This window comes from Acidovorax sp. 22279 (assembly GCF_052045435.1).
GTDB classification, from domain to species: domain Bacteria; phylum Pseudomonadota; class Gammaproteobacteria; order Burkholderiales; family Burkholderiaceae_C; genus Acidovorax; species Acidovorax delafieldii.
Genome location: NZ_JBQEOV010000006.1, coordinates 132,857 through 155,353 on the forward strand (window position 1 = coordinate 132,857; position 22,497 = coordinate 155,353).

21 protein-coding genes are annotated in these 22,497 nt (G+C 68.9%); 11 read left to right on the top strand and 10 right to left on the bottom strand.

Annotated features, from left to right (window positions below; genetic code table 11):
• Positions 1–220: 220 nt before the first annotated feature.
• Positions 221–2,191: a methyl-accepting chemotaxis protein gene (locus ACTJKQ_RS09985; RefSeq protein ID WP_440596727.1), complete on the top strand. Its 1,971-nt coding sequence runs from the start codon at positions 221–223 to the stop codon at positions 2,189–2,191.
• An 83-nt stretch (positions 2,192–2,274) separates the two neighbouring features.
• On the opposite strand, the gene ACTJKQ_RS09990 is transcribed toward ACTJKQ_RS09985, so the two are convergent.
• Both ACTJKQ_RS09990 and exaC read right to left on the bottom strand, forming a co-directional pair.
• Complete coding sequence (locus ACTJKQ_RS09990; protein ID WP_440596728.1) at positions 2,275–2,652, bottom strand: DUF779 domain-containing protein; 378 nt, start codon at positions 2,650–2,652, stop codon at positions 2,275–2,277.
• Positions 2,653–2,835: 183 nt separating this feature from the next.
• On the bottom strand, positions 2,836–4,359 hold the full coding sequence (gene exaC, locus ACTJKQ_RS09995) for an acetaldehyde dehydrogenase ExaC (protein ID WP_440596729.1): 1,524 nt from the start codon (positions 4,357–4,359) through the stop codon (positions 2,836–2,838).
• Between the two features lie 313 nt (positions 4,360–4,672).
• Between exaC and ACTJKQ_RS10000 the strand changes: the two genes are divergently transcribed.
• Positions 4,673–6,631 carry a sigma-54-dependent Fis family transcriptional regulator gene (locus ACTJKQ_RS10000; RefSeq protein ID WP_440596730.1) on the top strand — a complete coding sequence of 653 codons (1,959 nt, stop codon included), beginning with the start codon at positions 4,673–4,675 and terminating at the stop codon, positions 6,629–6,631.
• 134 nt (positions 6,632–6,765) lie between these two features.
• Here ACTJKQ_RS10000 and ACTJKQ_RS10005 read toward each other — a convergent pair whose 3' ends face one another.
• A complete protein-coding gene (locus ACTJKQ_RS10005; protein ID WP_440596731.1) occupies positions 6,766–8,154 on the bottom strand; it encodes an ATP-binding protein in 1,389 nt (462 codons plus the stop codon).
• Positions 8,151–8,915 carry an osmolarity response regulator transcription factor OmpR gene (gene ompR / locus ACTJKQ_RS10010; RefSeq protein ID WP_440596732.1) on the bottom strand — a complete coding sequence of 255 codons (765 nt, stop codon included), beginning with the start codon at positions 8,913–8,915 and terminating at the stop codon, positions 8,151–8,153. The genes ACTJKQ_RS10005 and ompR overlap by 4 nt, the downstream gene beginning before the upstream one ends.
• A 256-nt stretch (positions 8,916–9,171) precedes the next feature.
• Here ompR and ACTJKQ_RS10015 point away from each other — a divergent pair, with 256 nt between their 5' ends.
• Together ACTJKQ_RS10015 and ACTJKQ_RS10020 are read left to right on the top strand one after the other, a co-directional pair.
• Entirely contained in the window at positions 9,172–9,744 is a 573-nt protein-coding gene (locus ACTJKQ_RS10015; protein WP_440596733.1) for a hypothetical protein, read from the top strand.
• Positions 9,745–9,781: 37 nt separating this feature from the next.
• Positions 9,782–10,762: an alpha/beta hydrolase gene (locus tag ACTJKQ_RS10020; protein ID WP_440596734.1), complete on the top strand. Its 981-nt coding sequence runs from the start codon at positions 9,782–9,784 to the stop codon at positions 10,760–10,762.
• A gap of 6 nt (positions 10,763–10,768) precedes the next feature.
• Here the strand turns inward: ACTJKQ_RS10020 and ACTJKQ_RS10025 are convergent, their stop codons facing one another.
• Positions 10,769–11,470 (bottom strand): aspartate/glutamate racemase family protein, encoded by a 702-nt coding sequence (locus ACTJKQ_RS10025; protein WP_440596735.1) that lies wholly within the window; start codon positions 11,468–11,470, stop codon positions 10,769–10,771.
• A 76-nt stretch (positions 11,471–11,546) separates the two neighbouring features.
• Complete coding sequence (locus ACTJKQ_RS10030) at positions 11,547–12,473, bottom strand: LysR family transcriptional regulator (protein WP_436076794.1); 927 nt, start codon at positions 12,471–12,473, stop codon at positions 11,547–11,549.
• Between the two features lie 141 nt (positions 12,474–12,614).
• On the opposite strand from ACTJKQ_RS10030, the gene ACTJKQ_RS10035 reads away from it, so the two are divergent.
• Positions 12,615–13,412 carry an SDR family oxidoreductase gene (locus ACTJKQ_RS10035; protein ID WP_110960826.1) on the top strand — a complete coding sequence of 266 codons (798 nt, stop codon included), beginning with the start codon at positions 12,615–12,617 and terminating at the stop codon, positions 13,410–13,412.
• A gap of 178 nt (positions 13,413–13,590) precedes the next feature.
• Here the strand turns inward: ACTJKQ_RS10035 and ACTJKQ_RS10040 are convergent, their stop codons facing one another.
• Positions 13,591–14,574 (bottom strand): LysR family transcriptional regulator, encoded by a 984-nt coding sequence (locus tag ACTJKQ_RS10040; protein WP_440596803.1) that lies wholly within the window; start codon positions 14,572–14,574, stop codon positions 13,591–13,593.
• A gap of 157 nt (positions 14,575–14,731) precedes the next feature.
• On the opposite strand from ACTJKQ_RS10040, the gene ACTJKQ_RS10045 reads away from it, so the two are divergent.
• On the top strand, positions 14,732–15,643 hold the full coding sequence (locus tag ACTJKQ_RS10045) for an oxidoreductase (protein ID WP_440596736.1): 912 nt from the start codon (positions 14,732–14,734) through the stop codon (positions 15,641–15,643).
• Positions 15,644–15,746: 103 nt separating this feature from the next.
• On the opposite strand, the gene ACTJKQ_RS10050 is transcribed toward ACTJKQ_RS10045, so the two are convergent.
• Both ACTJKQ_RS10050 and ACTJKQ_RS10055 read right to left on the bottom strand, forming a co-directional pair.
• Positions 15,747–16,283 (bottom strand): hypothetical protein, encoded by a 537-nt coding sequence (locus tag ACTJKQ_RS10050; RefSeq protein WP_440596737.1) that lies wholly within the window; start codon positions 16,281–16,283, stop codon positions 15,747–15,749.
• 49 nt (positions 16,284–16,332) lie between these two features.
• Entirely contained in the window at positions 16,333–17,061 is a 729-nt protein-coding gene (locus ACTJKQ_RS10055; protein ID WP_436076798.1) for an NIPSNAP family protein, read from the bottom strand.
• 138 nt (positions 17,062–17,199) lie between these two features.
• Here ACTJKQ_RS10055 and ACTJKQ_RS10060 point away from each other — a divergent pair, with 138 nt between their 5' ends.
• On the top strand, positions 17,200–18,186 hold the full coding sequence (locus tag ACTJKQ_RS10060; RefSeq protein ID WP_440596738.1) for a helix-turn-helix transcriptional regulator: 987 nt from the start codon (positions 17,200–17,202) through the stop codon (positions 18,184–18,186).
• A gap of 127 nt (positions 18,187–18,313) precedes the next feature.
• Here ACTJKQ_RS10060 and ACTJKQ_RS10065 read toward each other — a convergent pair whose 3' ends face one another.
• Positions 18,314–18,979, bottom strand: coding sequence for a TetR/AcrR family transcriptional regulator (locus ACTJKQ_RS10065; RefSeq protein WP_440596739.1), 666 nt, complete (start codon positions 18,977–18,979; stop codon positions 18,314–18,316).
• A 112-nt stretch (positions 18,980–19,091) separates the two neighbouring features.
• Between ACTJKQ_RS10065 and ACTJKQ_RS10070 the strand changes: the two genes are divergently transcribed.
• The 4 genes from ACTJKQ_RS10070 to ACTJKQ_RS10085 all read left to right on the top strand — a co-directional run bounded on the left by ACTJKQ_RS10070 (position 19,092) and on the right by ACTJKQ_RS10085 (position 22,315).
• The gene (locus ACTJKQ_RS10070) at positions 19,092–19,520 is read left to right on the top strand and encodes a VOC family protein (RefSeq protein WP_440596740.1); all 429 of its coding nucleotides are present in this window, start codon (positions 19,092–19,094) and stop codon (positions 19,518–19,520) included.
• A complete protein-coding gene (locus tag ACTJKQ_RS10075) occupies positions 19,517–20,224 on the top strand; it encodes a glutathione S-transferase family protein (RefSeq protein WP_440596741.1) in 708 nt (235 codons plus the stop codon). Before ACTJKQ_RS10070 ends, ACTJKQ_RS10075 begins: the two co-directional genes overlap by 4 nt.
• A 34-nt stretch (positions 20,225–20,258) precedes the next feature.
• Positions 20,259–20,747 carry a DUF1579 domain-containing protein gene (locus tag ACTJKQ_RS10080; RefSeq protein ID WP_440596742.1) on the top strand — a complete coding sequence of 163 codons (489 nt, stop codon included), beginning with the start codon at positions 20,259–20,261 and terminating at the stop codon, positions 20,745–20,747.
• 122 nt (positions 20,748–20,869) lie between these two features.
• Positions 20,870–22,315, top strand: a complete 1,446-nt coding sequence (locus tag ACTJKQ_RS10085) for an MFS transporter (RefSeq protein WP_440596743.1) — start codon at positions 20,870–20,872, stop codon at positions 22,313–22,315.
• Positions 22,316–22,497: the final 182 nt, after the last annotated feature.

Here is a 22,497-nt window from a genome sequence, read left to right on the forward strand (position 1 = left end):
AGCCTCCCCCATACCGGCACGCAGGCCAGTGCACGCCGTCAAGCCACGGGGGCGAAGCTCTGCGTGACTTGACCTGAGTCAAAACCCTACTGTGGACACGTCCCTACATTGCGGGACATTCCGTTCGGCCCTCAGGAGGGCCGCCCTCCAGTCGGCGGTGCCGACACCCGCCCCTGGGGCCTACTCTAAAGCGCACGCCGTGTGGCCTGCGTCCACTGCCATGTCATTGCTTCACCGGTTGAACCTGCTCGAAAAATTCCTCATCCTGGGGACCATCGGGCTCATGATGAGCGCCTTGCCCACCTACCTGGTGGTGCGCGACTCCCTCCACGCCATCGACCATGCGCGCCTGGAGGCGCAGGGCGTGGCCCCCGCCCAGGCACTCACGCACCTGGTGCAGCGCATGCAGGTGCACCGGGGCCTGTCGGTGGGCATGCTGGGCGGTGACGAGTCGCTGGCCGCGCGCCGCCCCGCCGCGCGCGATGCGGTCAACACCGCCCTGGACGACGTGAGCGCCCGCTTTGCCGCCGCCAAGGTGCCTGCGGCGCAGATGGCGGCCTGGACCCAGGCGCAGCAGACCTGGCGCACCCTGGAGCAGGCCGTGGCCGCGCGCAGCATCGAACAGGCGCAAAGCACCGCGCAGCACACCCAGCTCATCGCAACGCTGTTGCAGCTCAATGAGTCGCTGGTGCATGCCTATGGCCTGCAGATCGACCCCGAGGCCGACACCCACGCGCTGGTGCAGGCCTCGCTGGGCCAGGCCCCTATGCTCGGCGAAAAGCTGGGCATGCTGCGCGCCCAGGGCGCCAGCGCCTTGGGCAAGCGCGAATTGACGCCCCAGGGCAAGGGCCAGCTGCTGGTGCTGCAGCAGCGCGTGGCTGAACTGCAGGGCGACACCTTCCGGGGGCTGGACCGCGCCTTGCAGGGCAATGCCGAACTGCAGCGCGCGCTGGGCAGCAGCGTGCAGGCCGTGCAAGGGCAGATCCAGCAGTCGCTGCAGATGGTGGAGCGCGACATCCTCAACGCCACGGAGCTGCAGCTGCCGTCCAAGGATTACTTCGACGCGTTCACCCGCACCATCGAGGCGCTGAACGCGCTCAACAACCTGTCCATGACCAGCTTGGACCAGGCGCTGCAGGCGCGCGTGGCAGGGCTGCAGCGCAACCTGCTGTGGGTGGCGCTGGCCCTCGTCATCACGCTGTCGGCCACCAGTGCGATGGCGCTGGTGTTCGTGCGCTCCATGACCGGGCCGCTGTCGCAGGCCGTGGCGCTGTCACGCGCCGTGGCGCAGGGAGACCTGAGCGGCGCCCCCATTGCCCATGGCACCAACGAGGTGGGTCAGTTGCTGGAGGCGTTGCAGCAGATGCGCACACAACTCACACAGGTGGTGCGCAACGTGCGCAGCGGGTCAGAAAGCGTGGCCACCGCCAGCGTGCAGATTGCACAGGGCAACACGGACTTGTCGGCCCGCACCGAGAGCCAGGCCAGCGCGCTGGAAGAAACCGCCGCGTCCATGGAGCAGCTCAACGCCACCGTGCGCCAGAACGCCGACAGTGCCCAGCAGGCCAGCCAGCTGGCCGCCAGCGCCAGCACCGTGGCCGTGCAGGGCGGTGAGGTGGTGGCGCAGGTGGTGGACACCATGCACGGCATCAACGCCTCGTCGCAGAAAATCTCCGACATCATCGGCGTGATCGACTCCATCGCGTTCCAGACCAACATCCTCGCGCTCAACGCGGCCGTGGAAGCCGCCCGCGCAGGCGAGCAAGGCAGGGGCTTTGCGGTGGTGGCCAGCGAGGTGCGCAGCCTGGCCGGGCGCAGTGCCGAGGCCGCGCGCGAGATCAAGACGCTCATCAGCGCCAGTGTGGAGCGCGTGGCCCAGGGCAGCGCCCTGGTGGACCGCGCCGGCGCCACGATGAGCGAGGTGGTGGGCGCCATCCGCCGCGTGACCGACATCGTGGGCGAGATCAGCGCGGCCAGCCACGAGCAATCGCTGGGCGTGGCCCAGGTGGGCGAGGCCGTCACGCAGATGGACCAGGTGACCCAGCAGAACGCTGCACTGGTCGAAGAGATGGCCGCCGCCGCCAGCAGCCTCAAGAACCAGGCCGAAGACCTGGTGCACGTGGTGTCGGTGTTCCGCCTGGGGGATGAAGCGGGTGGCCGTGGTGCCATGGCGGCGCTACGAATTCAATAGCTACCAAGGTATATTTAACTAGCGCTACCAGCCCTTGATGTCCAGAAAACCTCTCAAGGAGCCGATTTAGACCCCCAGGGCGCTCAGGCCGCAGGCCCGTGCGCGATGCCCAGCTCGGTCAGCTCGGCATCGGAGAACACCCGCGAGCGCGTGTGAAAGGCCTTGCCCTCCGGCCCCTCCAGCGAGAAGGTGCCACCCGTGCCTTCGATCACATCGATGATGAGCTGCGTGTGCTTCCAGGTCTCGTACTGCGCACGCCCGATGTAGAACGGGCAGCCGCCAATATCGCCCAGGTACACGTCGCCCGCACCCATCGTGATCTCGCCCGGCAGGTAGCAGTTGGCCGCGCTGTTGTCGCAGCAGCCGCCACTCTGGTGAAACATGAGCGCAGGGCCATGCTTTGCTTGCAGAAAGGCCACCAGCTCCAGCGCGGCAGGGGTGGCGATGACTTTTTCGACCATGGTTGTCTCCAGCGTGCAATGCAAAAGAAGCAAAAAGCGGCGCGTTGGAACAACGCGCCGCCAGCAGCGTGTCCTGCGGTTCACAGGCCGTTTCTGGCTAGGCGCCTCCGTCGCAGACAGTGGCAGCGCCACGGCCAGACGGAGCAACGACGCCAGGGGCGGTTTTTGGACCGCCACCCCAGATCAGAAGAAGCCGAGTTTGTTTTCGCTGTAGCTGACGAGCAGGTTCTTGGTCTGTTGATAGTGGTCCAGCATCATCTTGTGCGTCTCACGCCCAATGCCCGATTCCTTGTAGCCGCCAAACGCCGCATGCGCGGGGTACGCGTGGTAGCAGTTGGTCCACACGCGCCCGGCCTTGATCGCGCGGCCCATGCGGTAGGCCACATTGCCGTTGCGGCTCCACACACCGGCGCCCAGGCCATACAGCGTGTCGTTGGCAATGGCCAGGGCTTCGGCCTCGTCCTTGAAGGTGGTCACGGCCAGCACGGGGCCGAAGATTTCTTCCTGGAAGATGCGCATCTTGTTGTGGCCCTTGAACAGCGTGGGCTGCACGTAGTAGCCGCCTTCCAGGTCGCCGCCCAGGTGGGCCTGGCCGCCACCGGCCAGCACTTCGGCGCCTTCCTGCTTGCCCAGGTCCAGGTAGCTCAAAATCTTGGTGAGCTGTTCCTTCGATGCCTGTGCGCCCATCATGCTGTCGGTGTCCAGCGGGTTCTGGTGCTTGATGGCGGCGACACGCTTGAGCACACGTTCCATGAACTTGTCGTAGATGCTTTCCTGGATGAGTGCGCGCGACGGGCAGGTGCACACCTCGCCTTGGTTGAACGCGAACAGCACCAGGCCCTCAATGGCCTTGTCCAGGAAGGCGTCATCCTTGTCCATCACATCGGCAAAGAAGATGTTGGGGCTCTTGCCGCCCAGCTCCAGCGTGGCGGGGATCAGGTTGTTGGCAGCGGCCTGCGCAATCACGCGGCCGGTGCTGGTGGAACCGGTGAAAGCGATCTTGGCGATGCGCTTGCTCTGCGCCAGCGGCATGCCCGCCTCGCGGCCGTAGCCGTTGACGATGTTGAGCACGCCGGGCGGCAGCAGGTCGGCAATCAGCTCGACCAGGATCAGGATAGAAATCGGCGTGGACTCTGCGGGCTTGAGCACCACACAGTTGCCAGCACCCAGCGCGGGCGCCAGCTTCCACGCGGCCATCAGGATGGGGAAGTTCCACGGAATGATCTGGCCCACCACGCCCAGCGGCTCCTGGATGTGATACGCCACGGTGTTTTCGTCGATGTTGGAGAGGGCGCCTTCCTGCGCACGCACGCAGCCCGCAAAGTAGCGGAAGTGGTCCACGGTGAGCGGGATGTCGGCGTTCAGCGTCTCGCGGATGGCTTTGCCGTTGTCCACGGTTTCGGCGTAGGCCAGGCGCTCCAGGTTTTCTTCGATGCGGTTGGCGATCTTGAGCAGGATGTTGGCGCGCGTGGCGGCATCGGTCTTGCCCCAGGCGTCGGCTGCGGCGTGGGCGGCGTCCAGGGCCAGCTCGATGTCTTCAGCCGTCGAGCGCGCGGCCTGAGTGTAGACCTTGCCGCTCACGGGCGTGATGACATCAAAGTACAGGCCCTTGACGGGCGGCACGAATTTGCCGCCGATGAAGTTGTCGTAACGGGGCTTGTAGGTGATCTTGGCGCCAGCGGCGCCGGGGGCTGCGTAAACGGTCATGGTGTTGTCTCCTGCGATGGTTGTGTGCATCGGGCGGACTCGGTGGAGCCTGTCCGATGCCAACCCCTTACTCAAAACACATGCCAGCAGGCCATGGCGCACGAAGTGTTGATTTCATTGGATTTTTTCGGCCGCCCAGGGCGGACACCTGTTGCAGCCGCCCGCATCGTGATGTGCCGGGCCGCGACACCTGTCACGAAATGGAACAGTTGGCACACCGCTTGCGCCCACACCCTTGCCCCGCGCCGTGGAGCCCGCCATACTGGCCCACACACCACAAGCGGGCCGCCCTGAGCCCGCACGGAGACAAAGCGTGCGCCCCAACACTTCCCCCGTCGCCCTGCGACAGGCCCGCCAGCACCTGCTGGACTCTGGCCAGTGCCCCAGCGGCCTGGTGGACGAGCGCCTGGCGCGCTCCTGGTCGCGCAGCATGGCGGCCGGCCTGCTGCCCACCGGGCGGCCGCAGGCCATCGACCACCCCAGCAGCGGCACGCTGCGCCAGGTGCTGGCCAGCAACCCCGAGCTGCTCGCGCATTCGCGGCCGGTGATGGAATACCTGTTCGAGCAAGTGCGCCACAGCCAGAGCGTGGTCGTGCTGGCCGACCGGCGCGGCATGCTCATGCACACGCTGGGCGATCCGTACTTTGTGGACAAGGCCGAGCGCGTGGCGCTGACCAGCGGTGCCTCCTGGCACGAGGCCCACCGGGGCACCAATGCCATCGGCACGGCGCTGGCCGAGGCCTGCGCGGTGGAGGTGCACGGCGGCGAGCATTTTCTGGAGCGCAACAACTTTCTCACCTGCGCGGCTTCGCCCATCCTGTCGGCCACGGGCGAGTTGCTGGGCATCCTCGACATCTCGGGCGACTACCGCCACGGCCACGCGCATACGCTGGGCCTGGTGAGCACGGCCGCCCGCATGATCGAAAACCGCCTGCTGGCGGCCACCTGCAAACGCAATATCCGGCTGCACCTGCACAGCGCGCCCGAGGGCATTGGCAGCGTGGCCGAGGGCATCGTGGCCGTGTCGGCCGACGGCTGGATCGTGGGTGCCAACCGCGTGGCCCTGGCGCAGCTAGGCCTGCATGCGGGGGACGTGGGCGCCACCTTGCTGGAGCGGGTGCTGGACGTGCGGCTGGATGACCTGCTCTCGCACCACAAGCGCCGCCCCCAGCAGCCGCAGGCTTTGCGCACACTGCAAGGTGCCTTGCTCTTTGCCCAGGTGCAGATGGACGCCGCCTGGGTCGCCACCCCCACACGGCCCACCGCTACGGCTGCCGCAGTGTCCCAGCAAGACGCCCTGGCCCAGCTGGACACCGGCGACGCGCGCTGGCGCGCCGCCGCCGACAAGGCCCGCCGCGTGGTGGGCAAACCGATTGCGGTGCTGGTGCAGGGCGAGTCGGGCGTGGGCAAGGAGGTGTTTGCGCGCGCGCTGCACGCCAGCGGCCCGCGCCGCGATGCGCCGTTTGTGGCCATCAACTGCGCAGCCATTCCCGAGCACCTGATCGAATCCGAACTCTTCGGCCATGTGGCCGGTGCCTTCACCGGCGCGCGCAAGGAGGGCCACTTGGGCCGCCTGCGCGAGGCCCATGGCGGCACGCTGTTCCTCGACGAAATCGGCGACATGCCGCTGGCCCTGCAGACCCGTCTGCTGCGTGTGCTGCAAGAGCGCAGCGTGACGCCCGTGGGCGCCAGCAAGGCCGTGCCGGTGGACTTTGCACTGGTCTGCGCCACGCACAACCAGCTCATGCAGGCGGCGGAACAAGGCCGCTTTCGGCAAGACCTGTACTACCGCATCAACGGCCTCACGGTGCAGCTGCCCGCACTGCGCGAGCGCAGCGACTTTGTGGCGCTGCTGCAGCGCCTGCTGGCCGACCTGGCCACCGAGCAGGGCTTGGGTTTTGAAGTGCAGGTGGCGCCCGACCTGCTGGCCCGCCTGGCCGCCTACCCCTGGCCCGGCAACCTGCGCCAGCTGGCCAATGTGCTGCGCACGGCCTGCGCCATGCTGGCCGAGGGCGAAGACACCCTGGGCTGGGAGCACATGCCCGACGACCTGGTGCAGGCGCTCACGGCGGTGCCCGCCGGTCCGCGCAGCGATGCTGCAGCGGGCGCTGGTGTGGACCGCTTGCCTGCCAGCCTGAGCCTGCAGCAGCTGTCCCAGGCCGCCATCGACCAGGCGCTGCAGGCTGCGCGCGGCAACATGTCGCAGGCGGCGCGCCAGCTCGGCATCAGCCGCCAGACGCTGTACCGCAAGCTGAAGATGCCGGTGGCCTGAGGGCATGCCGGTTTCGGTAAATTGCTATTGATTTGATAGCTGTTGCGGCATAGTGCACTAGTGCTTGCGGCACTTTCGGCTGAATTTTCAGTGCGCAGCACGCCCCAGGCGTGCGCAGGGCGCGCCCGGTGGCATCAGCCGCGCTCGCCCCGTGGCAACACCAGCCGTGCGCGCAGCCCCGTGCCCGGCGCGCTGAACAGCTCCAGCCGCCCGCCGTGGCTGCGCACCACACGTTCCACGATGGCCAGGCCCAGCCCCGCGCCCGGCGCGCCCGAGCGTGCCGCGCCATCGCCGCGCGCAAAGGGCTGGCGGATGCGGTCCAGCTCTGCCGGGGCGATGCCCGGGCCCTGGTCCTGCACCTCCAGCCACACGCCGTCGGCATCCGCCCCCGTGCGCAGCAGCACCGGCGGCGTGCCGTGGCGCCAGGCGTTTTCCACCAGGTTGTCCAGCGCGCGGCGCAGGGCCTGGGGGCGCACTGGCACGTCGGGCAGCGAGCCCAGCGCCAGCCGCACGGTGCGCCCATGGTCGGCCTGCGCCTCGGCCACGGCCTGGGCCAGGTCGTTGAGCGATGCCGTGGTGGGCACCTCGGCCTCGCCTGCGTTGGAACCGACCCGCGCAAACTGCAGGAACTGGCCCACGATGCCGTCCATCTCGTCGATGCTGCGGGCCATGCTCGCGGCCAGGGGGGCATCCACCTGTGCACCGGCAATCTCCACGCCCAGGCGCAGCTTGGTCAGCGGGGTGCGCAGGTCGTGCGACACACCGGCCAGCATCAGCGCGCGCTCCTGCTCGGCAGCCGCCAGGCTGTGCGCCATGTGGTTGAAGCTGCGGCCCACGGTGGCGATTTCTTCGGGTCCGTCTTCGGGCAGCGGTGCTGGGGGCTGGCCCTGCGCCAGCTGCCGGGCCGCCGCCACCACCTGCGCCAGCGGGCGGTTGATGTGCCGCTGCAGCCACCAGGCCCCCAGCAGCGCCAGCAGCATGCTGGCCAGCGTGGCGGCCAGCCAGGCGCCGGTGAACTCGCGCGTGGGGAACACGCTGGGCAGGTTCAGCCAATAAGTCTCCGCTCCCTCCGGCCCCTGGTGCACCACACGCAGGGCCAGCACGCCCGTGCTGTCGCGGCGCCATACGGGTTGCGAAGTGTTCGTTGCCGCATCGTCCGCCCCCAGGCGGCGCGACACCGCCTGCACAAACTGCCGCTCCATGGGCGACAGCAGTGCGCGCCGCGCAGCGCTTTCCGCCGCCACGGGCGGGGCCGACCGCACGGCCTGCTGGTTGAAGGCCTCGACAAATGCGGCCCGCTGTGCCGGGGGCAGCGCCTGCAGCCCTGCGCGCAGCGCGCCCACATTGCGCGCCACGCCATCGGCCACCTGTGCCACGCGGGGCTGAAAGATCATCTGCCGCACCAGCACGGCCGCCACCAGCTGACCCAGCACGATGAGCACCGCTATCAGCAGCAGGTTGCGCCCGAGCAGGCTGCGCGGCCACCAGCCCCCGGCGGCCTGGGGTGTGGCAGGAGGCGTCATGCCCTGCCTCCGCCGCCCGGCGCTGCGCCATCGGGCACAAACACATAGCCCACGCCCCACACGGTGCGGATGTGGCGCGGCTGGGCAGGGTCGGCCTCGATGAGTTTGCGCAGGCGCATCACCTGCACATCGATGCTGCGGTCGGTGGCCGTGTGGTCGGGGCCATAGGCCAGTGCGATGAGCCGGTCACGGCCCAGGGGCCGGTGCGGTTGCTGTGCCAGCGCCTGCAGCAGCGCGAATTCGCCCGTGGTCAGGGGCACGTCTTGCGCACCTTGGCCGTCCTCGCCACCGTTGCGCTCAAGCCGGCGCTCGTCCAGCCACAGCGTGAATGCGCCAAACGCGATGTGCCCGCCCGTCTGGCGCGGCCCGGTGTGCGCACCCAGCAGGCGCTGGCGGCGCACCATGGCCTGGATGCGGGCCAGCAGCTCGCGCGGGTTGAAGGGCTTGGGCAGGTAGTCGTCGGCGCCCATCTCCAGGCCCACGATGCGGTCCACGGGGTCTCCCCTGGCCGTGAGCATCAGGATGGGAATGGTCTCGCCCTGCGCGCGCAGGCGGCGGCAGATCGACAGGCCATCCTCGCCCGGCATCATCACGTCGAGCACCAGCACATCAAAGCGCTCGCGCTGCAGCAGCACATCGAGCGGGCCCGCGCCATCGACCGTGCGTACGCTGTAGCCCTGGTCGCTCAGGTAGCGCTGCAGCAGCGCACGCAGGTCGGGTTCGTCATCGGCGACCAGGATCTTGGCCAAGGCTTCCGTCATGGGGCGGTGTGTGGGTGTGGCAGCGGGTGGGTGCAGCCAAGGCTGCGTGCCAATGGTAGGGCCGAAAACACCGGGTGCCAGCGTGGGTAGGTGCTCCGGTGCATGACAACGCATGACACGCGCTGGTGGTTTGTCATGCTTTGTCATACATCGTGCAGCGGGCGCCACAACTGGCTCATACCTGGCGGCCATAGTTCAGGCCAGAGCAGCACCCCGCTGCTCCGCACCCCTGTTCTGTTGCAAGGAGCCGACCGCCATGTTCCATTCCGTCCCGACACCGACCGCCCCCGTTGCCACTTACCGCGCCATGCTGCTGGCCGCCTTGGCCGTGGCGGCACTGTTGCATCTGGCAGCGAACGATGCCAACGCACGCAGCCGCCACACGGTGGAGCACAACGCCGACGGCAGCACCACCGCCCGCACCGGCGTGGTCCGCGCAGCGCCGGGCGGTGGGGGCGTGCTGCGCGGCCGCAGCGTGACCACCGACGGCCAGGGCCACGGCAGTGTGCGCAGCGGCGCTGCCGTGGTGGGCCCCAACGGCGCCATGGCGGTGCGCCAGGGCCAGAGCGCAAGGAATGCCGATGGCACGGCCAGCCACAGCAGCACCTTGGCCGCACAGGGCGACCGGGGCACGCTGCAGAGCACCGGCGCCGCTACGCGCAGCGCCGACGGCAGCGTGACCCAGGGCCGCACCACCACGGCCACCAGCGCAGCCACTGGCAACAGCGTGCAGACCAGCAGCTCGTACACCGCGGACACCGGCCGCACCCGCAGCGCCAGCTGCTTTGACGCCAGCGGCGCCCCCATGGCCTGCCCTGCGCGGCCCTGATTTTTCATCTCTACTTCATTGAGCCAGGAGATCCCGCATGTCCCGTCCTTCCACCCCACTCTTCGCGTTCGCCTCACTGCGCACAGGCCTCGGCGCATCGCTGTGCGCGCTGGCCGCCGTGTTGACTCCACCCGCCAACGCCCAGCTGCTGGGGCTGGGGCCCTTTGCCCAGTTGCGCGACACCGCTGCGGCCTTGCCCGCCGGTGTGCAGCGCGTGGCCGATGTGCCCTATGGCGCAGACCCGCTGCAGCGCATGGATGTCTACCTGCCCGCTGCTGGCGGCGCCGCCAACAGTGCTGCGGTGGCCAGCGGTACGCGCGCGCCGGTGATCTTCATGGTGCATGGCGGCGCCTGGCGCACGGGCGACAAGGCCATGTCCCGCGTGGTGCAGGAGAAGGTGGCGCGCTGGGTGCCCAAGGGCTTTGTGTTCATCTCGGTGAACTACCGCCTGTACCCCGCCGTGAACGTGCTGCAGGAGGCGCAGGACGTGGCCATGGCACTGGCCGCCGCCCAAAGCCGCGCCGCCAGCTGGGGCGCCGATGCATCGCGGTTCATCCTGATGGGGCACTCAGCGGGCGCGCATCTGGTGTCGCTCATCAATGCATCGCCCACCCTGGCCCAGCGCGAGGGGGCTTGGCCCTGGCTGGGCACGGTGTCGCTGGACAGCGCGGCGCTCAATGTGCCCGTGGTGATGACCGCGCCGCACTACCCGTTCTATGACGAGGTGATGGGTGCCAACCCGTTGTTCTGGGCCGCAGTGTCGCCGTACCACGCGCTGTCGGGGCCGGTGCCGCCGTTCCAGTTGGTCTGTTCCACCGAGCGCCCCGACCACCCCTGCCTGCAGGCCCAGGGCATGGCCCGCCGCGTGCGCGACCTGGGCGGCCGTGCCGAGGTGCTGCCGCAGGAGCTGACCCACGGCGAGATCAACGCGCAGCTGGGCCTGGAGAGCGCCTACACGCGGGCCGTGGAGACCTTCATGGCCTCGCTGGATGCGGTGGTGGCGCAGCGGCTCAAGTAGTTGCGTTTAGTCCGCTTGCACGGCCCGCCGCAGCGCGGCACGGGCCAGCAGGCGGGTGGAGTCCAGGGTGGGCAGCGGGGAGTTGGCGTCGCTCAGGATCAGCGGGATCTCGGTGCAGCCCAGCACCACGGCATCGCAGCCGTCCTCGCGCTGCATGCGGGCGATGATCTGCTGGAACAGGGCCACGCCCTCGGGGCGAATGACGCCGGGCACGAGCTCGTCCATGATGATGCGGTTGATCTCGCTGCGCTCGGCCTCGGTGGGGCGCACCCATTGCAGGCCCCGGGCCTGCAGCGCATCGGGGTACACGCTGCTGTCCACCAGCCAGCGCGTGCCGGTGAGTGCCAGGCGCCGGTGGCCGCGCGCTGCCGCCTCGGCCGCCACCACCTCGGCAATGTGCAGCCAGGGCAGCGGCGAATGGGGCAGCACCCGGTCCATCGCCTGGTGGATGGTGTTGTCGGGGCAGATCAGAAAATCTGCACCTGCACGCGCCAGCTTGTGGGCGGAGGCCAGCATCAGGTCGGCCACGCCTTGCAGGTCATGCCGGTCCAGGCAGTCCACATAGTCGGCCAGCGACGGCGTGTGCAGCGTCACTTCGGGGTGCGCATGCGGGCGGCCCAGCAATGCGGCGCCTTCGGCGCACAGGGTGCGGTAACACAGGGCGGCCCCTTCGGCGGAGCAGCCCACGATGCCGATGTGTTGGGGCATGACGGTGGTCCAGAGCGGTTGCAAAGGCCCATTATTGCCACCGCGCTGCCGCGGCCTGGCACCACCGCTTCGTCCGTCAGTCTCCACGCACCCTTTGCGCAAATCCGCGCGTGCTGAACTGCTCCAGCACAAAGTCCACAAACACCCGGGTGCGGGCGGGCAGCAGCTTCTTGCTGGGGTAGTACAGCGATGTCGGCCCTGCATCGGCCCACCAGCCGGGCAGCACCCGCACCAAGTCGCCCCGCGCCAGCCAGGGCTGCGCAAACGGCATGGGCAGCACGGCCAGGCCCAGGCCCATCAGCGCGGCCTGGCACATGGCCTCGGGGTCGTCGAACACGACGCGCGGGCGCAGCTCCACGGGGGCGGCATCGCCCGCCTTGTTGCGCAGCGTGGTGAGGTTGATGCGCCCGGTGCGGATGTTGCGCCGTGCAATGCCATCCCACTGCGCCAGGTCCGCCGGGTGGCGTGGTGCCCGCTTGCGGCCCTGCAGCAGTGCAGGCGCGGCCACAACCACCAGGTGGATGGGGCCCAGCGTGCGCGCCACCATGTCGGGGTTCAGGTTCAGGCCGCCGCCAATGCCGGCGTCAAAGCCCTCGCCGATCAAGTCCACCTGCCGGTTCTCAAAGCGCCAGTCGGGCTGGATGGCCGGGTAGCGCTGCAAGAACTCGGTGAGCAGCGGCACCAGGTACGCGCGGCCAAAGGCCTGGCCCATGCTGACCTTGAGCGTGCCCGCTGGCTGCTGCTCAGCCTCGGCCGCGTGGTCCACCGCATCGGCCAGTGCGGTGAGTGGTGGGCCCACTTGCGCCAGGAGGCGCTGCCCGCCCTCGGTCAGCGTGAGGCTGCGCGTGCTGCGCTGGAACAGCCGCACGCCCAGGCTGGCCTCCAGCCTCGCCACGTTCTTGCTCACGGCGGCGGGCGTCAGGCCCATGAGCCGTGCGGCGGCCGAAAAGCTGCCCGCCTGGGCGGACTGCACAAACGATTCGAGGTGGCTGAGGGGTTGCATGCGGTGTATTTTCAACCAAGGGTTGAAAGATATACAGCCCATTCATGGCTACCGGAGCATGAGTGTTTTTCTGACACTGCAGGTCTTCCCGGTTCGGTTGCGAACCATTTTCTGCATACATCTTGTTGGAGAAACAACACCATGTCTTCTGTGTCTGAAACATCCCCGGTCTCCGCCCCTTCATCGCCTGGTCGCCCGCTGGCGGGCAAGGTCGCGCTCGTCACCGGCGGCGCGCGCGGGATTGGCGCGGCCATCGTGCGGCGTCTGGCGCGCGACGGGGCGGCCGTGGCCTTCACCTACAGCAGCTCCGCAGCGCCTGCGCAGGCGCTGGTGGCGGACATTGCTGCGAGCGGCGGCAAGGCCCTGGCCCTGCAGGCCGACAGCGCCGATGCCGTCGCCCTCACGCAGGCGGTGGACCGCGCCGCGCGCGAGCTGGGCCGCCTGGACATCCTCGTCAACAACGCGGGCGTCGCCATCGCGGGTGAAATCGGCAGCTTTGCGCTGGCCGACTTTGACCACACGCTCAATGTCAACGTGCGCGCCGTGTTCGTAGCCACCCAAGCCGCCGTGCGCCACATGGGCCAGGGCGGTGCCTATGGCCGCGTGATCACCATCGGCAGCACCAACTCCGACCGCGTGCCATGGGCCGGATTCAGCGTGTACGGCATGAGCAAGGCCGCCATCGTGGGCCTGACCAAGGGCCTGGCGCGCGACCTGGGCCCGCGTGGCATCACGGTGAACAACGTGCAGCCCGGCCCCGTGAACACCGACATGAACCCCGCTGACGGCCCCATGGCGGGCGACATGCACGGCCTGATGGCCCTGAGCCGCCATGCCCACCCCGATGAGATCGCGGGCATGGTGGCTTATCTGGCCGGCCCGGAGTCGGGCATGGTGACGGGGGCGAGCTTGCTGATCGACGGCGGCTTTGCGGCCTGAGAAGGTGTGAACGAACCCATCATGCCCGCTCATCCCGCCAAAACACGCCTGCTCGTCGTTGCAAATGCTCGCCATAGCCCGCGCTATGGCTGTGCTTTGCGCCTAGACCGGCCGTGTTTTAGCGGCCTGCTCGGACACGCCGGATCCGTTCACACCTTCTGAGCTGTCAGCACGGCGCTCACGGCGTGGGCTTTCGCGCCCGGGGCGTTTTCTGCACCGCAGGGCCGTGGGTCGCCAGCTCTTTGGGCGTGAGCAGGTAAGCGGGGTTGTTGGCGAGCATCTCCACCGCCAGGTCGATGAAGGCCCGCACGCGCGCTGGCAGCGCCGTGCGGCTGCCGTAGTACACGTAGAGCGCCAGGTGCTGCGCCACATGCTGGGGCAGCAGCGGCACCAGCTGGCCGCTGCGCACCAGCGGCGCGGCCGTCACGCCCACCAGCTGGCCCACCGCGTGGCCGCCCAGCACCGCACGGGCCTCCACCTCGATGTCGTTGGTGCAGAACGTGGGGTGGATGGTGCGCGCCACGATGTCGTCGCCCACCTGGAACTCCCAGGGCATGGGCTTGCCTGTGGACGCATGGCGAAAGCCGCTGCAGCGGTGCTGCGCCAGGTCGTCGATGCTGGCCGGCGCACCGTGGCGTGCGATGTAGGCAGGCGCGGCGCACACGATGAGCTGCAGCGTGAGCAGCCGCCGCGCCACCACGCCACCCTCGGGCGGGTAGCCCGAGCGGAAGCCGACATCCACGCGGTCTTCCACCCAGTTGCCGATGCGGTCGTCGAGCTGCACATCGGGCTCCACCAGCGGGTGGCGGCGGCAGAACTCGTCAAGCACCGGCCAGATCACCTCCAGCAGGATGGAGCGCGGCGCCACGATGCGCAGCGGCCCCGCCATGGCCTCGCGCCCGCGCCGCGCGCCCTGCACCGCGTGCTGCAGCGTGGCCAGGCCCGGCTGCGCCGACGCCAGGAACTGGCGCCCTTCTTCGGTCAGGCTCAGGCTGCGCGTGGTGCGGTGGAACAGCCGCACGCCCAGGTGCGATTCGAGCTGCACCAGCAGCTGGCTGGACGCCTGCGGCGTGATGCCCTGCGCGGCCGCCGCCCGGCGCAGGCTGCCCAGCTCGGCGGCCTTGACGAAGTTAGCGATGGCGCGCAGTTCATTGATGGCCATGGTGGACAGGCATTGTGCGGGGCGGCTGCGTGGTGGATTGGCAAGCATTGCTTGCGAATGAATCCAGAGATTATGGGCTAGTCGCATGGCAATGGCTTGCCTAAAGTCCACCGCCATGGGCACCGCCCATTGCTCAACACCACCTCAAGGACCAACCATGAACGCCGCACACACCACCCCCACCACAGCCATTCCCACCACCCGTTCTTCCTACCCCAGCGTCTGGCTGATCACCGGCGCCTCGCGTGGCATCGGCGCGCGCATTGCCGAGGCCGCGCTGGCCCAGGGCGATGCCGTGGTCGCCACGTCGCGCGATGCCGCCTCGGTCGAAAAGCGGTTGGGCGCACACGATGCCCTGCTGCCTTTGGCGCTGGACGTGACCGACGAGGCCCAGGCCCGCCATGCCGTAGGCGCGGCGCTCGACCGCTTCGGCCGCATCGACGTGCTGGTCAACAACGCAGGCTACGGCCTGCTCGGCGCGGTGGAAGAGGCCACCGCCGACGAGGTGCGGCGCCTGTACGACACCAATGTGTTCGGCCTGCTGCATGTGACCCGCGCCGTGCTGCCCGCCATGCGCACGCGCCGCGCCGGGCATGTGGTCAACATCTCGTCGCTGGGCGGCGTGCAGTCGGCCGCCGGGTTTGGTCTGTACTGCTCTACCAAGTTTGCGGTCGAGGGCATCACCGAGGCGCTGCATGCCGAGCTGGCGCCGCTGGGAATCCATGCCACGGTGGTGGAGCCGGGGTACTTCCGCACCGAGTTTCTGGACAGCGCCTCGCTGGCCGTGTCGCCCCGGGTGCTGGACGACTACGCCGAGAGCGCCGGTGCCGTGCGCGAGGCTGCCCGCCGCATCAACCTGAACCAGCCCGGCGACCCGGTGCGCCTGGCCCAGGCCGTGATGCAGCTGGTGGCCAGCCCCACGCCGCCGCTGCGCCTGCCGCTGGGCACGGACACGCTGCAGACCATTGCCGACAAACATGCCTTTGTGGCAAAAGAGACGGCGCAGTGGCGTGCGGTGGCGGCGTCCACAGACTTCCCGGTGCAGGAAGCCGCGCTTCAGGCGGCGTGAGTCCCTGCTCCTCTTGGGGTAGCTGGCAGCACCCTGCCGTCAGGCGGCAGGGGCTGTTGTTGGGTCTCCCATTTTTGGGCCTGGTGCTGGGGGCTGACCACGCTCATACAGGCCGTGCAAACTCCATCACCCAGTTCACCTCCCAGGTCGCGCCGCCATCGTCCGAAAACGCCTGCTGCCAGCGCGGGGCGCCGGTGTGCATCTGCGACCACTCGAAGCGCACGCGCACCGGGCGGCCCTTGAACAGCTCCTCGCCTTCAAACAGGCCCACACCGCCCTGGAAGCCGCCCACCACGGGCGGCAGCAGCAGGCCGTTGGCCGGGTCCAGGCCGCCCGTGAGGTTGTCCAGCCAGTAGATGCTCCAGCGCTGCGTCACGGGGTTGAACACACGCAGTGCCATGCCCACGTAGCCGGGCTTCCATGCCAGCGGCGTGAAGTCGTCGAAGTTGCCGATGCCACCGGGCAATGGACGTGCGGTGCCCGTGGCGTCAAACACCTCCCAGTCGTGGCAGCCCGCGAGCCGGCGCACCAGCCGCGTGTTGCGAATGCGCCAGGGGCCCATGAGAAAGTCGAAGTCGCGCGCAGCGCTGGGCGCCACGGTGGGCGACGGGATGGGAGTGAGGCGGGCTGAGGTGGACATGGTGGGGCTCCGTGGTGGTTGATGCGTCAGGGGAGAGGTGTGCGGTGCGTCACGCATGCAGCGCCGAGCGCGCGGTGGGCTGCAGGCGGAGCACCTCGGGCTCTGCCGCCAGCCAGGGCGCAAGACCGGGCACCACGTCACGCGCCCAGACCCCGCTGTCGGTAAACGATGTCAGCGCAGCCTCGTCGCCAAACAGGGCCAGGCCCACCAGAACGGGTTCGCCTTCGCGTACCGGCAGGCGGGCAAACGTGTTGGGGCTGGGCTCGGTGCAGAACCAGGCGATCTGGCGCGCGCCACCGCGCTGCAGGGTGGGCGTCATGCGGTGGCGGCAGAAGTCCAGCAGTGGTGGTGTGGCGGGCTCACGCAACGGCAACACGGCGACCTGCAGGACGCCAGCGGTGGCACCCTGCGCGCCGGGCTGCGGCCTTGCATGGTGTGGCAGGGCCGTCGTGGCGCCGGGCCAGGCGGGGCAGAGCAGGTGCACGTTGTCCGAATCGATCATGGTCGCATTGGCGGCGTTGCGGTGTGCCGCCCACACGGGGCCGCCATAGAAGCCCTCCAGCGCGCGGTGGCGCGCCTGCATGTCGGCAAAGCTGCGCAGCCAGACGAACCGGTCGGGCCGGTCCAGGTCGCGGAACTGGCCCAGCACGCGCATGCCGAGCGCCTCCTGGGTTTCCACAAACTCCCGGTCGAACAGGTCGATGAGCACCTCGCGCTGTTGGGGGTGCAAGGTGTACTGGCGCAGTTCGACGATGGCGTGGGGATCGGTGGTGAGCATTGGGGGCTCCTGAAAAGGTAGGGAGGGCAACAAGGCCAAGACAGGCCTGCAGTGTGCGCACCGATACCTGCCAACCCATGGCAGGTATTTGCGCTATCTTTGGTGTCCTGTCTTTTTGCACCACCCCTGCCAAAACCCATGCGCGCCAGCCGTTTGTTGTCCCTTCAGATGCTGCTGGAGACGCGTGGCCGCATGAGCGCGCAGGCGCTGGCCGAGGCGCTGGAGGTGTCGGTGCGCACGCTGTACCGCGATGTGGACCAGCTCAGCGCTGCGGGCGTGCCCATCTATGCCGAGCGGGGGCGCCATGGTGGCTTTGCGCTGCTGCCGGGCTGGAAGACCACGCTCACAGGCCTCACGCCGTCGGAGGCGCAGGCCGTTTTCTTGAGCGGCCTGCCCGGCCCTGCGCAGGACCTGGGCCTGGGCGGCGATGTGGCGGGGGCGCGCCTGAAGCTGCTGGCCGCACTGCCCGCCGCCTGGCGCGACGACGCGCAGCGCGTGAGCACGCGCCTGCACCTGGACCCCGTGGATTGGTACCGCGAGAGCGACCCCACGCCGCATTTGCCCACGGTGGCAGCCGCCGTGTGGAGCGGCCACCAGATCACCCTGCGCTACGAGGGCTGGGCGCGCACGGCAGAGCGCACGGTGAGCCCGCTGGGCCTGGTGCTGAAAGCGGGCATGTGGTACCTGGTGGCCTTGCCCACGGGAGCCGACACGCGCGGACCCCGCACCTACCGGGTGTCGAACATCCTCGCGGCCACAGCGCTGGACCAACCAGCCAGGCGCCCCGCACGCTTTGACCTGCCGGGTTACTGGGCCGCGTCGATCCGGCGTTTTGAGTCAGGCCTGTACACGGGCGAGGCCGCACTGCTGGCCACGCCCGAAGGGTTGCGGGGGCTGCGAGCACTCAGCAGCGCCGTGGCGCGTGCGGTGGCCGCCGCCCCTCCGTCCCGCCGCAAGGACGGCCGCACGGCCGTGACGATCCCCATCGAGTCGGTGGAGCATGCCTGCGGGCAGCTGATGCGGCTGTCGCCGCAGGTGGAAGTGCTGCGGCCCGTGGCATTGCGCCGCGCGCTGGTGGCGCGGGTGCAGGCCACGGCGCGGCTGTATGGGCTGGCGGCCGGATGAGGCACGGGAAGTATCTGCTGCAAATTAGATAGCGGCAAAGGCATTGTTTGTGGGCGCTACCGGCCCATAGGACCATCGAAGCCTGTTCCAGGGCAGTTCTTGAGTGGACTCGGCGTGCGCGGTGCGCTCAAAGCCCCCGTTCCACCATGTCCAGCAGGCGCTGGCCCAGCAGGTCCAGCATCTGTTGGGGCGTGCCGCGCAGCGGCCCGTCGATGGCCAGCAGCGCCATGCCATGCACGGTGGACCAGGCCAGGTATTCGGCGCCGGGGCGGCGCCCGGGCGGCAGGGCGCCCGCGGCCACCAGGTCGTCCAGTGCGGCGCTCAGGTGCTGGAAGGGGTTCAGCCCCGTGGCACCGCCCATGGCGGGGTCGGGGGTTTGTTGCACCGTGAAGCGGCCACCGAAGGCGGTGCGAAAGAGCCCCGTCTCGGTGTGCGCAAACCGCAGGTAGCCGGCGCCCACGGCGCGCACCTTGGCGTGGGCCTGCTCGGTGGGTGTGCCGGTGGTGGGCACAAGGGCCAGCTCGGCCTCCATGGACCGCGCGGCGGCGGCCACGGCAGCGGCGCGCACCGCGCCCAGCAGGTCGTCGCGGTTCGCGAAATGGCGGTAGGCCGCATTGGGCGCCACACCCGCGCGGCGTGTGGCCTCGCGCAGCACCACCGCATCCGGCCCGCCCTGGCGCGCCAGTTCGATGCCCGCGTCCAGCAGCGCACGGTGCAGATCCCCGTGGCGGTAGGTGGCGCGTGCGGCGGGTGCGCTGGAGGAGGCAGCTTTGTTGCGGGTGCTTACGGTCATGGATCGTTGGGATGTGGACACTGTCCATTATCTTTGTTATTGTTTGTGGACGGTGTTCACAATTGCACGCCGAAACCCTTCCTGCCCCGTCCATGTTCCCCAGAAGACCCCCATGAAAGTCGAGCCCTACCTGATGTTCGAAGGCCGCTGCGATGAAGCGCTGGAGTTTTACCGCCACGCTTTGGGCGCCCAAGTCACCATGCTCATGCGCTACAAGGACAACCCCGAGCCCGCCGCCGACGAGGGCTGCGCCGATGGCAGCGGCCCGGGCCCCACGCCCGAGATGGTCATGCACGCCTCGTTCACCGTGGGCGACACGCAGATCATGGCGTCGGACGGCATGGGCTCGGGCCACGCCAGCTTCCAGGGCATCTCGCTGGCGCTGAGCCCCGCCACTGCGGCCGATGCCAAACGCTATTTCGACGCGCTGGCCGATGGTGGCAAGGTGCAGATGCCGCTCACCAAGACCTTTTTCTCGCAGGCGTTTGGCATGGTGGCCGACCGCTTTGGCGTGCCCTGGATGGTGGTGGCCCCTGAATGAGTGCAACCGCCATCACCCCCACCGACTCCCCCACAGGAACCCGCATGCTCTCTCTCTATGGCCACCCTTTTTCGTCCTACACCCAGAAGGTGCTGATCGCGCTGTACGAGAACGGGACACCGTTCGAACTGCTCAATCTCGACCCGGCAGAGCCCGTCAGCCATTCGGCCGACTGGTTGCGCCACTGGCCGCTGGCCAAGTTTCCGGTGCTGGTGGACGGTGACCACACGGTGGTCGAAAGCAGCATCGTGATCGAGCACCTGCAGCTCGCGCACCCGGGGCCCGTGCCGCTGATTCCCGCCGACCCCCGGGCGGCACTGGACGTGCGGTTCATGGACCGCTTCTTTGACCTGCACGTGATGGCCCCGGTGCAGCACGCGGTGAATGCCGCGCTGACCGGCAACGCCGAGCGCAAGGCCGAAGGCGTGGCCTGGGCCACCGAGAAGTTGGAGAAAGCCTACGCCTGGCTGGAGGGCATGTGGGCAGGACGCACCTGGGCGGCGGGCGAGTCGTTCTCGCTGGCCGACTGCGCTGCGGCGCCGTCGCTGTTCTATGCCGACTGGACGCACCCCATCGCAGCCACCTACCCGCAGCTGCGCACCTACCGTGCCCGGTTGCTGGCACGCCCCTCGTTTGCACGCGCGGTGGAGGGCGGGCGCCCCTACCGCCACTACTTTCCGCTCGGAGCGCCCGACCGCGACTGAGCAGCGCCCGCAACACGGCACCAGGAGACCCCCCATGATGAACCCCGAACCCCACGCCATGCACCGCTGGCTGCAGCAGCTGCTGGGCGACTGGACCTGCGAGTCCCTGGCCGACATGGGCCCGGGCGACCCCCCCGCGCAAAGCCGGGGCACCGAGCAAGTGCGCGCGCTGGGCAGTCTGTGGGTGCTCTGCGAAGGGGCGGGCTCCATGCCCGGCGGGGGCGGCGAGGCCCGCATGCTGATGACGCTGGGCTACGACCCGGACCAGCAGGCGTTCGTCGGCACCTGGGTGGGCTCGATGATGACCCACCTGTGGGTGTACCGTGGCACGCTCGATGCGGACCAGAAGGTGCTGACGCTGGAGACCGAAGGCCCCAGCTTCAAGAACGATGGCGTCACCGTGCGCTACCGGGACGTGATCACCCTCGTCAGCGCCAATGAGCGCACGCTCACCTCATTCGGCCAGCAGCCGGACGGCAGCTGGAAGCAGTTCATGCAAGCCAAGTACACGAGAACCCCCTGAGCCGCTGCGCGGCTTCCCCCTGGTGGGGGAGCACCCGGTGGACTGGCGTGGAACTCCGCCAGTCGCAAGCGCAACGCGCGTGACACACTGCGCTGTCCATCTCTTCTGATTTCCGCTGTCCCATGACCCTCCGCATCGAAGGCCGCGCTCGCTGGCCCGCACTCATCCTGCTGTGCCTGGGCGAGCTGATGATCGTGCTCGACACTACCATCGTGAATGTCGCGCTGCCCAGCATCAAGGCCGACCTGGGCTTTACCGAAACCTCGCTGGTGTGGGTGGTCAACGCCTACATGCTCACCTTTGGCGGCTGCCTGCTGCTGGGTGGGCGGCTGGGCGATCTGTACGGCCACCGGCGGCTGTTCCTGGCGGGCATCACGCTGTTCACCATCGCATCGCTGGCCTGCGGGCTGGCCAATACGCAGGGGCTGCTGGTGGCGGCGCGCGCGGTGCAGGGCGTGGGCGGCGCGGTGGTGTCGGCCGTGGCGTTGTCGCTCATCATGAACCTGTTCACCGAGCCCGGCGAGCGTGCGCGCGCCATGGGTGTCTACGGCTTTGTGTGTGCCGGGGGTGGCAGCATTGGGGTGCTGTTGGGCGGGGTGCTCACCAGCGCATTGAGCTGGCACTGGATCTTTCTGGTCAACATTCCCGTGGGCGTGGCCATCTACCTGGCCTGCCTGGCGCTGCTGCCGGGCGGCAAGGGGCAGGCCCACGGGCAGCGGCTGGACGTGGCGGGCGCCCTCACCATCACCGCGTCGCTGATGCTGGCGGTGTACGCCATCGTCAACGGCAACGCGGCGGGCTGGACCTCGCTGCAGTCGCTGGGGCTGCTGGGGGCTGCGGCGGCACTGCTGGCGGCGTTTTTGTTCATCGAGTCGCATGTGGCTGCGCCGCTGGTGCCCCTGCCGCTGTTGCGGCTGCGCAATTTGGCCATCTCCAACGTGGTGGGCGTGCTGTGGGCGGCGTCGATGTTTGCGTGGTTCTTTCTGTCGGCGCTGTACATGCAGCTGGTGCTGGGCTACGACGCCATGCAGGTGGGCCTGGCGTTCCTGCCGTCCAACCTCATCATGGCGGGCTGCTCGCTGGGGCTGTCGGCCTGGGTGGTGATGCGTTTTGGCATTTGCCGCACGCTGGGCTGGGGGCTGCTGCTGGCGTCGGTGGGCCTGGCCCTGTTTGCGCTGGCGCCCACCGAGGGGCGGTTTGTGGTCCACGTGCTGCCCGGCATGCTGCTGCTGGGCGTGGGCGCCGGCATTGCGCTCAACCCGCTGCTACTGGCCGCCATGGGCGATGTGAAGCCCGAAGACTCGGGGCTGGCCTCGGGGGTGGTGAACACCGCGTTCATGATGGGCGGCGCGCTGGGCCTCGCCATCCTGGCCAGCCTGGCCGATGCGCGCACCGACCACCTGCGCGAGGCCGGGGCCAGCGTGCAGCAGGCGCTCAATGCGGGCTACCAGCTGGCGTTCTGGGTGTCGGCCTTGTGCTCGCTGGTGGCCGCCGTGCTGGGTGGTTTCGTGTTGCGCCCGGCACCGCAGCCGTCCGCCACCGCGCCTTCCCACGCGGGTGCCGTGTGAAGAGATAAGGCGCTATTTAATTGATAGCTTTTCAGGCATATTCTACTAGCGCATGCAGTCATTTTGGCTTGAAATGGTGACGAAGCTGTGTGCGCACGCTGTGCGGCACTGTCCTGTAAGCCGCACCGCACTGTTCCACACAACGCACTTCTGAATGCGGCCGCTGGCCTTATCTTTGGCAG